General features: G+C 42.4%; 8 protein-coding genes, 1 tRNA gene and 1 CRISPR repeat array. Of the genes, 4 read left to right on the top strand and 5 right to left on the bottom strand.

Going from position 1 to position 11003, the window contains the following annotated elements; all coding sequences use genetic code 11:
* A partial coding sequence (locus tag ACFFAP_RS09350) for a cobaltochelatase subunit CobN (RefSeq protein WP_375510950.1) occupies positions 1-602 on the top strand: 602 nt, incomplete at its 5' end.
* Between the two features lie 9 nt (positions 603-611).
* Positions 612-1754 carry a peptidoglycan-binding protein gene (locus ACFFAP_RS09345; RefSeq protein WP_375510949.1) on the top strand — a complete coding sequence of 381 codons (1143 nt, stop codon included), beginning with the start codon at positions 612-614 and terminating at the stop codon, positions 1752-1754.
* 130 nt (positions 1755-1884) lie between these two features.
* Here ACFFAP_RS09345 and ACFFAP_RS09340 read toward each other — a convergent pair whose 3' ends face one another.
* The 4 genes from ACFFAP_RS09340 to lipA all read right to left on the bottom strand — a co-directional run bounded on the left by ACFFAP_RS09340 (position 1885) and on the right by lipA (position 7007).
* The gene (locus ACFFAP_RS09340) at positions 1885-2340 is read right to left on the bottom strand and encodes a Fur family transcriptional regulator (protein ID WP_292844215.1); all 456 of its coding nucleotides are present in this window, start codon (positions 2338-2340) and stop codon (positions 1885-1887) included.
* A gap of 756 nt (positions 2341-3096) precedes the next feature.
* Entirely contained in the window at positions 3097-4347 is a 1251-nt protein-coding gene (gene sigC, locus ACFFAP_RS09335) for an RNA polymerase sigma factor SigC (RefSeq protein ID WP_375510948.1), read from the bottom strand.
* An 807-nt stretch (positions 4348-5154) separates the two neighbouring features.
* A complete protein-coding gene (locus ACFFAP_RS09330) occupies positions 5155-6090 on the bottom strand; it encodes an NAD(P)H-dependent glycerol-3-phosphate dehydrogenase (RefSeq protein WP_375510952.1) in 936 nt (311 codons plus the stop codon).
* Between the two features lie 17 nt (positions 6091-6107).
* Positions 6108-7007 carry a lipoyl synthase gene (lipA, locus tag ACFFAP_RS09325; protein ID WP_375510947.1) on the bottom strand — a complete coding sequence of 300 codons (900 nt, stop codon included), beginning with the start codon at positions 7005-7007 and terminating at the stop codon, positions 6108-6110.
* A 142-nt stretch (positions 7008-7149) separates the two neighbouring features.
* On the opposite strand from lipA, the gene ACFFAP_RS09320 reads away from it, so the two are divergent.
* Positions 7150-7223 (top strand) — tRNA-Pro (locus ACFFAP_RS09320).
* A 603-nt stretch (positions 7224-7826) separates the two neighbouring features.
* A CRISPR array of direct repeats spans positions 7827-8078; the repeat unit is 37 nt; unit sequence CTTTCAACCCATCCCTAGCCGGGATGGTTGTTGAAAC.
* Between the two features lie 501 nt (positions 8079-8579).
* Here ACFFAP_RS09320 and cas12k read toward each other — a convergent pair.
* Positions 8580-10502 carry a type V CRISPR-associated protein Cas12k gene (gene cas12k, locus ACFFAP_RS09315; RefSeq protein WP_375510946.1) on the bottom strand — a complete coding sequence of 641 codons (1923 nt, stop codon included), beginning with the start codon at positions 10500-10502 and terminating at the stop codon, positions 8580-8582.
* Positions 10503-10664: 162 nt separating this feature from the next.
* Here cas12k and ACFFAP_RS09310 point away from each other — a divergent pair, with 162 nt between their 5' ends.
* Positions 10665-10838: a hypothetical protein gene (locus tag ACFFAP_RS09310; protein WP_375510945.1), complete on the top strand. Its 174-nt coding sequence runs from the start codon at positions 10665-10667 to the stop codon at positions 10836-10838.
* The last annotated feature ends 165 nt before the right edge of the window (positions 10839-11003 follow it).

The following is an 11003-nucleotide window of genomic DNA, read 5'->3' as shown; positions in this document are numbered from 1 at the left end:
CCAGTCCCCAATCCCCAATCCCTAATACCGAAGCCTTCAAGCAACGTTTATCCCAAATGCAAGTTGTCCTGCACAATCAAGATAACCGTGAACACGACCTACTCGATTCTGATGATTATTACCAATTTCAGGGTGGCTTAACTGCGGCGGTGCGTTCTCTACAGGGAAAAAATCCCCAAACTTATTTTGGTGATAATTCTATACCCGCTAAACCACGAGTCCGCCAACTGAAAGAAGAAATTGCCCGGGTGTATCGTTCTCGCGTAGTTAATCCCAAGTGGATTGCGGGAATTATGCGCCACGGATACAAAGGAGCCTTTGAAATGGCAGCGACGGTAGATTATCTATTTGCCTATGATGCAACAGCTAAATGTGTTGAAGATTACATGTATCAAGGCATAGTAGACGCTTATTTACTCGATCCAGTAGTCTCGGAATTTATTCAGGAAAAGAACCCTTATGCACTGCGCGATATTGCAGAAAAATTATTAGAAGCACACAAGCGCAATTTGTGGGAGGATGTAAATATAGGAACATTAGAAGCTTTGAGGAACCTAGTACATCAAGCTGAAGCAGTGATCGAAGAAAAATCAATGGTGTAGGAAACAAATATGGAAAATCTTGCGTATTTGCACCTAGCTTTCGCCTACGAAGACAGCACACCCAGTGAATTGGTCTCCCTCAGTTCTTTGTTTAAGGACGCAGCTGCACCAGACTGGAAACGGCTTTCAGGTAGGGCTTGGAAGTATATGTTGCCCCTTGCTCTGTCTTTATCTATTCTTGGCGCTGTTACTAGCGTCATGGCACTGGAAAAAGGCGATCAAGGTCCTTCTGTCAGAAATCTACAACAAAATTTGAAAACAGCAGGTTTTTACCAAGCTTCTGTTACCCAAGTATATGACGTATCCACACAAGAAGCTGTGCGGCGCTTTCAAAAGGCCGCTGGTTTATCAGTGGACGGCATTGTTGGCCCAAGCACCCTGCAAAAATTAGAAAATTGGCAAGCGAACAAGCCCACAACTACGGCTACACAAGCTAAAAAAACTACTGCTGTAACAAGCGCACAAGCCAAAAAGCCCAGCACAACTAGTTCAGCCAGTTCAGCGACTAGCCAACGCCGCAATTCCAACTACCTTACAAAAGGGGCTGAGGGTGAAGATGTCAGAGCTTTGCAAGAACGCTTAAGAGTCGCAGGCTTTTATTACGGGAACGCCACAGGAATATTTGGCCCAATTACCGAAGAAGCTGTGAAGCGGTTCCAAGATTCTTACAAATTAAGCGTTGATGGAGTTGTTGGCCCAGCAACATTAGCTAAATTGCCGGGAATTGGCATTGGTGATGGAGAAGAGGCTCCCACAAAGGTAGTCAATCGAAATAAACTGCGTGTAGGCGATCGCGGTGAGCCAGTTAGACTACTTCAACAACAATTGATCCAGGCAGGATATTTAGAGGGAGAGCCAAATGGCTACTATGGCCCTTACACTGCCGATGCTGTCAGGAGATTCCAGGCAGCTAATTACTTATCAGCAAGCGGTGTTGCTGGCCCAACTACGCGAGCTAAGTTATATAGCTCAGTTAATACTACTAGCAAAAGCGAATTTAATACCCTAGAAATCCAAACGCGACTACAGGAGCGGGGTTTTTATAAAGGCAAGCTGAACGGTGTGATGGCATCTGACACCAAAAAAGCGATTAAACAAGCCCAGGAATTCTATGGCATCAGTCTCAAGGATCTTAAGAGCGGACGCTTTTAACATCCGCTTTGGCGTTGTTAGTATCAGTCCCCAACTGGTTGCTTGCCTCCAGTAACAGTAAATTACGAACTGCTCAAAATTCCATTTATTTGGTTAATTTGAGTAGTTTTGTTTTTTATCTACCCAAGTGCTAAAGCGGCATCAGTGCCCGTTGGCACTTGGGACACACTGCATGGATAGTCATTTGACAGTCCAGCAGGTGAAAACCTTCTTTTTGAGCGGTTTTCGACCCAATTTTTAAAATTGAGTCATTTTTAAACTCAATAGTTGAGTTGCATCTAACACAAATTAAGTGATGGTGGTGATGGGGATAGGGCTGGTTGATTTCATAATGCTTATGTCCCTCGCCCAGTTCTAGTTCCCGTAAAATTCCCATTCTAGCCATCAACTTCAAAGTCCGATAAATAGTTGACAGACTAATTCCTTCACCATCAGTTTCTAGCCGATGATAAAGATCCTCCGCACTCAGATGTTCACCTTGCGGAAGTTCTTGAAAAATGTGTAAAATTGTTTCGCGCTGGGGAGTTAAACGCCAGCCTCGGTCGTTCAGTTCTGCCTTGAGTGAAGTAGTTGTGTAGACAGTCATACTAATATTTCTCAACAAAGGTCGTTAATTGAGAATATAACAAATCTTAGGAGCAATTTGCAACAATCATTGACTATTGAGAATATATGCTAAATATTTAAGAACAATTTATCAAATGTTGAGCAAAATTCAAGTAATAAGCTGTAGTGCATTTAATTTGCATACAGCTAATAGTTAGGATACTTATAACGATTGCATCCCTTGACTTTTAATTTTGCATAAGTGGATTTTGAATTGCTGAGTTGCTCCCCACCTTCAAGATATTTGAGCAAAGGTGTGGGGAAACTGTTGTATAATTAAATGCAAATCATTTGCTACAAGCCTCTAAAAGGCTTTTGAGCAGCAATTTTAGATTTTAGATTTTGGATTTTGGATTAAAATAATTTAACAAAGTTTCGGGGTTTAATTCCCCTGCCTAACGACGGCAACACGTTTTGTGTCCTTAAGAGCGGGACGCTACGCGTAGCTTGCTTCCCCGTAGGGGTACGACAGGCTCAGGAACCATCGGGGTTAAATCCCCGTTACAAAACGTAATTGCGAAAAAGCGAATTGGTTTAATAATTTTTGGTTCATGCCCCGTCCCTTGTGTACAGAACCAATCTAAAATTCTTGAGCTAAGTCCCCTTGTGGGCAAAGTCAATCCAAAATTGCAAATCTAAAATCCAAAATTGTTTAACTTGGGGATCAAATCAGTCCTTTGTCCGTAGTCATTTGTCAAGTGTAGTTTTCAAATGACAAATGACAAATGACAAATGACTAACTTAGAGATTCCAAATAGTCGCGGATGAGGTTGCGACGCTTGGGTTGACGTAGCTTTTGCAAAGCCTTGGATTCTATTTGTCTGACTCGTTCCCGTGATAAGTCGAGAGCGCGGCCAATTTCTGCTAATGAGTAAGGATGACCATCTGCCAAACCAAACCGCATCAAAATTACATCGCGTTCCCGGCTAGTCAAATCTGACAGAAGATGATGCAAATCTCTTTGTAAAGATTCTCGCATTAACATCTCTTCTGGAGTTACACTGTCAGTTTCGAGTAATTCGCCTAACTCAGTGTCTTTATCCTTTCCTACTTTGGTTTCCAAAGAAACGGAGCGAGGAACCCGCAACAAAACTTCTCGGACTTGGGTCGGTGTCATCTCTAACTCAGTTGCTAAATCTTCTAGAGTAGGGGTGCGACCTTTTTCTTGAGCAATTTTGCGTTGAGCCTTTTTGATTTTGTTTAACTTTTCGGTAATATGGACAGGGAGGCGGATGGTGCGACTAGAAGTAGCGATCGCCCGTGTAATTCCCTGACGAATCCACCAGTAAGCATAAGTACTGAAGCGGTAACCCTTAGTTGGGTCAAATTTTTCGACAGCCCGCTCCAAACCTAGTGTGCCTTCTTGGACTAAATCCAACAATTCCAAACCGCGATTTTGATACTTCTTAGCAACAGACACAACTAGGCGAAGATTAGCCTTAATCATGTGTTCTTTTGCTTGAAGTCCTTGGGACTGAACTTGCTCCAATTCTTCTACTGTCAACTTGGCAATTTCCGCCCAGCGACGTTTGCCTTCTGCCAAAGTCGGTCTGAGATCCGATATCATTACACCAGCAGTGGCAGCCCATCTTTCCAAAGACGGGCGATGTCCTAGTTCTGAGGTCAGACGTTCTTGAACTTCAATTAACCTCTGATAGGGCGAAATCACTTCATCCCCTTGCTTTGCAGCGTTAGCAAGCACTATCCGCATCCGCAAGTAACGCTGGACTTTTTGAGCTTCTGAAACCTCTTCATCCCGCCCTAACAAGCGAACCCGACCAATTTCTTGAAGATATAGACGTACTAGGTCTGTACTACGACGGTTAGTGTTAGCAGCAAAGTTAGCATTGTCTACAGTTGCCATCTCTAGCTCCTGTAAATCATCTACCGATAACTCACTGTCATCAACCGTGAGATCCGAGTCCAAAGCCTGGCGGGACTTTTTGGTGTTGTAGGGGGCATCTGCATAAAAAGATGTTGCTGGCATAAAGATCGTCTCAATGGCTCCAGGTAACAATAGATTACGGTCAGCTTAGATTACGGTCAGCTATTCAACTGTTGCTATTGTTCCCGTGATTTACGATGAACTAACATGGTTGAACGTTCCATTACAATTTTTTTTGAAATTAACTGTAAGGGTTTGATTGGATACAGCATTACTGAACTTAATCGGCTGCTAAACTTTTGATTGAACCAATAGCTATTCAAATCGGCAGCTAGGTTTTCAATATTTAAACTACTTAGTTAACATTTCAACCTTGATGGGTTTCGACAGTAATTTTTATAACACAGTATAAACATCCTTCAGTGAATGTCATCTTTATAATTGGCATAGTCACATTTACATGGCTACAAAAGTAATATCCTGACGATTTCCCAATTTTTTCTCAGGATTGTTCAGGTATAAGTAGAGCTAATAGATATTGGGGAAGTGATTAGTATTAACGGCAAAAATTCTCTCGACACGGAGATAGAAAACGCGGGGAAGTTATTAAATACTCTCTCGTCTCCCCGCGTCCTCTTGCATATTAGCCTTAACCTGCCAATTTCAAGACAAACTACTATTAGTCCATCAAGCTAACGAAAGCCTGGTATGTAGTAAGCACAAAGCGTGCTTAATATAAGGACTAAAGTCCTTACTACAAACTTAGTTACCCAGCATAGTTGACTTGACAGACTACTAACTAGTACAGCACGGCGTAAATAAACCACCCATTCCAAATCAGCGAAACTCTTACGCTGTATTGATTTTGAATGCGTGAATGCGTGAATGCGTGACTTTCGCCTTGCGGTACTAGTAGTTGTACTCTGGCTTGATATCTCGCAGCATCAGTTCATCAAGCGCTTGTCGGGGTGTGACTTCACCCTGAAGTAAGCGATAAACTTGCTCAGTAATTGGAACAGGAATGCTTTGTTGCTTGGCTCGTTGCATTAAAACCCGACAAGTGTTCACTCCTTCAGCAGTTCCTTGTAAACTTGCGAGAGTTTCTGTAAGTGACTTATCACCAGCTAGCTGGTAGCCGACTTGGTAATTGCGACTTAAGGGACTATTGCATGTTGCTAACAAATCTCCTAGACCCGATAAACCATAAAATGTTTCGGTGTTTGCACCCCAGTTGTTGCCGATGCGAACCATTTCTGTAAGCCCACGGGTAACTAAAGCAGCTTTGGCATTGGTTCCGAGTTGTAAACCATCGCACACACCAGCTGCGATCGCAATCACATTTTTCAGTGTTCCCCCCAGTTCCACTCCCAAGGGGTCGGGATTGGTATATACCCGGAAACGATAAGAAGAAAATACTAACTGCACTACTTCCGCAGCCGTGGGAATATTACTGGCTACCACCGTGGCTGCTGGTAATTCCATTTGAATTTCTTTAGATAAATTAGGCCCAGACAGGACAACCACCGCATGGTTAGGGAATACTGTTTGCCAAATTTGCGACGGTGTACAGGTCGTTTGAGGGTCTAAGCCTTTCGTCGCTGTGACAAAAATTGTCTCTGGAGAAAGGGGGAAAGACTGGACTTGGGAAGCAACATCCCTCACGCCAATCATCGAGATAGCAGATAAGACTATTTGGACATCTTTTAAAACTGCTTGGAGAGTTTGGGAACCTTGACGCGACCAGACGCGCACCTGATGACCATTTGCTGCGGCGAGATTTGCCAGAGATGCACCCCAAGCACCCGCACCCAGAATTGTTACGGAGAATTTTGAGTTGGAGTACATCTGATCACTCATAACTCCTAACTCCTAACTCCTAACTCATCACTTTTGGAGCGAGGGTAACGTTCCATTAATTTCCTAACTTCTTCTGCATGATAGGAGCTTCTTGTCAATGGTGAAGAAACAACTTGTAAAAATCCGATTTCTTCACCGAATGCCTTCCAGTCAGCAAATTGTTCTGGATTGACAAATTCGTTTACCTGCAAGTGTTTTTGACTGGGTTGGAGATATTGCCCAATGGTCAAAATGTCGCAATCCACTGTTCGCAAGTCTTGCATGACTTGGCGAATTTCGGCGTCAGTTTCACCGAGTCCAACCATGATCCCGGATTTAGTGTATGTGCTAGGAGAAAGTTGACGAGTGCGTTGCAATAATTCTAATGTGCGATCGTAGTTTCCTTGGGGACGCACCCGGCGATATAGGCGTGGAACAGTTTCGGTATTGTGGTTTAATACCTCTGGCGCAGCTTGTAGAATCAACTCTAAAGCCTTCCAATTACCGCATAAGTCAGGAATTAGTACCTCAATTGTGGTGTTAGGTGAAACAGTGCGAACCGCATTAATACAGGCTATAAACTGAGACGCACCACCATCTGCCAGATCATCTCGGTTTACAGAAGTGATCACAACATGGTTAAGTTTCATGCGGCGAACAGCTTCTGCTAGTCGTGCAGGTTCTGTGGGGTCTAATGGTTTGGGTTTTTTCTCAAAATCAATATCGCAGTAGGGACAAGCGCGTGTACAAGCCGGGCCCATAATCAAAAACGTGGCAGTCCCAGCGTTGAAGCATTCACCAATATTCGGACAGGACGCTTCCTCACAAACTGTATTGAGGGCTAAATCCCGCAAAATTTCTTTAACGTTACCAATGCGCTCACGCCCAGGTGCTTTTACCCGCAACCAGTCTGGTTTTACAGTCACAATCCGCTTTTACCACTAGAGTTATACAAATTTAATCGTAGCAAGCAAAGTCTTTGATGAAGCGATCGTATATATATGTGGATGTAATTCTGCTATTTTGCACGGGTTGTGATATTCTTAATTTACAATGGCATTTTTATGGCGGGATGTGGCGCAGCTTGGTAGCGCACTTCGTTCGGGACGAAGGGGCCGCTGGTTCGAATCCAGTCATCCCGATTTTTGTTGTCGATTAACACTTTATTTGTCGTCGTTAACAGATTATTGTCGTTATTAACGAATTACGTGTCGTTTTAACAAATTATTGTCGCCGATTTACTACAGACATCACTTAACAAATTAATGTCGCCGAGCTTTTAGGTGGAGTTGAGTCCACCACATCTCTAATATACTCACAAATGTTTAGAATATTCCCGAACGAAGTGCGCCTTTCAACCCTTTCAAAAAAATTTTAATGCTTCAAATATTCTTCCTAATCTACTCCTAGCCGGAATGTTTATTCAAACCAAAAGACTTACAACTGGGCGTTCGCTTATTTTGAAACTCTAAGTTGAATTAAAGCCTTAATTCAAAAGGAAAAAGGCTATTTTTAAGTAAAAATTCAATCTTAAGTAGTATTTAATACTAAGTATTAGGCTTCCAGAAGCGTCTATTTAAGGCGTAGGGAAGTACAAATCATAAAAATGGCTAAAACCTTGTACGAGCCAAAAATGCCTAAATTGACTGAATAGCCAAGATTACAAGTCCTGTCAGGCTTAGTTAAATTTTCGGTTTAAAAATGAGCGAACGGACAGTCACAAGTAATTCTCGTGAGTCTTTTCTCTTTCAACCCACCCCTAGCCGGAATGGTTGTTGAAACTCCAATTGCTCTGCCTAGCCCAAGAGGGACAGCATCTTTCAACCCATCCCTAGCCGGGATGGTTGTTGAAACACCGCAATTTCGCTGTGTATTGAGCCGTTGCGGAACCTTTCAACCCATCCCTAGCCGGGATGGTTGTTGAAACTCATGTTGCGGCTACCACACTTATAAGCGTATCCTTTCAACCCATCCCTAGCCGGGATGGTTGTTGAAACCCTGCCGCCTAGACCCCTTGCAAATAAAGCTTTCCAGATACAAATTTGGCATATCTCTGAAAAAGCTTCCTTTGTCTCATATCAAAAAACTAAATCAACTGACATAGTAGTTTCTGAAGTTAAGACATGACAAGGGTTTTAAGATTTTGGCAGGACTCCAGGGATTTTGCCCCCGCTTCGATATGCCAAAAAAATATTTGAGAGGGTTCCCCCGACGAAGGGGGTGATTCAGTAGCCACCACTGTGGTAATCCACACCGTTATGAATAACGACTATGGCTAAAAGCCCTACTCCTTATTGCTGGGAGCGCACCTATCCCATCTATAGAATTCTACAGATGGCAGCATTAGAAGCGGGCAGCTACCAGGGCCCGAAAGCATGACAGTCTGACAACCGCCAAACTAACCCAGATTTTACACAGAACATTGGCTCAAAAGAGCATGAACTGCGGCGCTGTTATAAAAATATTATATTTTCAAGGTTCGGATTTGTGAATTAAATTTAAGCGGCTTGACGTTCTTGGTAAGCAAAGACGGCTAAATTTCCCGCTTTTTCTTGTGGACTACCTTTGCTTGGCTGTGTACCAATTTCAGTAGAAATTCCGACTTTTGCAGCTTGGGATTTAATACTCTCAATTAATCGGCCGTAACTCCAGCGATGAATGCTCATACGATATTCTTTGGTATATTTTTGTTGAGCTTCCTTGTAACCAGGACATTTCTTTTCTGCTCTGGATTGGATTTCGCTACTGATTTGCTCACGCATATCGCGGAGTTTTGGGATAACTATGCTGTCTGCTTGATAGGTTTTGGCGTTAGCGAAGCTCGCCGAAGGCATCGCAATAATTGCATCTGCTAATAATCTATCTACATATTGCCCTAACTCTGATTCACCAAAGGAGGTTGGCGCATTCTGTTTCTGAACTTTGTGCTGTTCGTGAGATAGGCGTTGCTGTTGTTGTCGCTGACGATTGAGAAGATTGTAGTTTTCACCAAGTAGTTGTTTGACACTGCGATAAGCTAGAACTTCATTTTTAACAACATCTACCACCGCCACTGTGACTGGCTTTTCTAGACCAAAACTAACGCCAACTAGGATTGAGGGTTGACCTTGATAATTAGGCTTGCTGGGACGAGGGAAAGGGTTATTAATTCGATCTAGTGTTGATTGCTGACGAGTGATAAAAGCTTGCTGTTTATCTTTGAGGTCATCTTTCTGTTTTACCTTCGTTAAAGTTTTGGTAATTGTGGTGACTTTCTCTTCAACTACCTGTTGAGTTCCTTCAGTAGTCCACATCCGAGTATCTAAAGAGCAGTAAAGATGCAGCTGATTTACTTTCCAGACTTTACCTTTTCCCTCACCTGGGAACCAAGCAAGCCTCCCTGAACGCAGAGTGAACAAACTGCTTGAATGTTGGTTTTTACTATTGCGTTTAATTTCTTGATACTCTAAAAAGCGTTGAAAGTAGTGCAAATGACGTTTGTCACAGTAAATCTCAAAGGCCAGTTTTCCCAAGCCATTGAACCGAACAAAGAGACGACCTTTGTCATTTTTTAACCATGTCATATCTTCGTTAGATTCGTAAGCCACAGGAAAGGGGACATCAGCAGTTTTTCTTAAAAGTGCTGCTTGCCAAGCTTTTGCCTCTTTTTCATTTTGAGCTACATTAGCTGTAACAATTTCTAAAGTTTCTAACCACTCTTCTCCTGTCAAATCTCTACCTTTAGGTATGCGACTTTTAAGTTGGTCTTTTAATCGCTCAATTTCTATTTCTTTTTTGCGTCTCTTTCTAGTAAATTCTTCTGTGTCTTCGTCGAGTTCACTGATTTTACAGTTATTTTTGAGCAGATATACGAGAGCGCAACGAGTAAGAGGGTCTTCTGTTTCTCCGTAAGTGTTTAAGAGAATTTGGAAAAGTGAAGATTTTTTGGGCTTTGTAGATTTTTTAGTCTTTTTGCCCTTTCTCTGGTTGCTATTCTGCTCGGACTGGGGGGTAAATTTGGTAAGAGTTTCGGTGGCTTTAGTACGAATTACGTTTAAGCTACATTGACTTTCTTGTTCAAGTTCTAGATCGCTTTTGAGCATTTTCAGCCAACGCTCTTTCCCTTCTATTTGGTACTTTCTGCGTTTTTGTAAGGCGAACCAGGATTTATATACATAATCCACTAAAGCGATCGCCCAGGTGTAAAAGCGTCCAGGTTGAGCAGCAAAACGCTCTTGAGTTTTGAGGGAGTTAACAAGTGTTTTGAGTAATTCAGTAGGTATTTTACCTTCTTCTAGCCAGGTTTCAAATCCTGGGTGCTTTCCTACCTGTAGCAACAATTCATTGATAAGTGGTGTATTTTTTTCAGCCATAAGTTCCCACAGTTGACGGAGAGTGTCTTCTTCAGCAACCAAGCGACATTGAATTGTAATAACGCTCATGGTGTCCTCAGCTTTGTGGATTCGGTAACACTGACAGGATTGTTAATTGTTTTTTTACTTCCAATATTATAGCGTAATACCGTAATGACGCAATGCCGCAAATGTTTTTTTACTGAAAGGTTGTGCAAAAATGAAAGCCGCAAGCTTTGGCTTCAAATTAGGATGGCAGAAGAAACTAGAGAAGTTCGGGGTAGACTCCCTAAAGACTTAAAAATCGCCTTTGAAATTGCCTGTGCGCGTCTGGAATTGACCCAGACTGCGGCTTTGGAGGAGGCGATTAGAGATTGGTTGACAAAAAAAGATTCCCCTCCTGGTGGAGAGTCACAGGGGAGTTAAAGGACTATGGTCAAAAATACTGGAGCATTTGTATAATATATATCGTAAGTTTTTCTTGATTACTGCTTTGTCAGTCTTTGTGAGAAAGCGAGGTTTACACCTACATAAATCGATAAGTTCAATCTAGGCTTAGGAGTTTTAGATTGCATTAATTATGTAATGTTT

Source organism: uncultured Nostoc sp. (assembly GCF_964245575.1).
Lineage (GTDB): Bacteria > Cyanobacteriota > Cyanobacteriia > Cyanobacteriales > Nostocaceae > Nostoc.
This window is presented reverse-complemented; position numbering and strand designations above follow the sequence as displayed.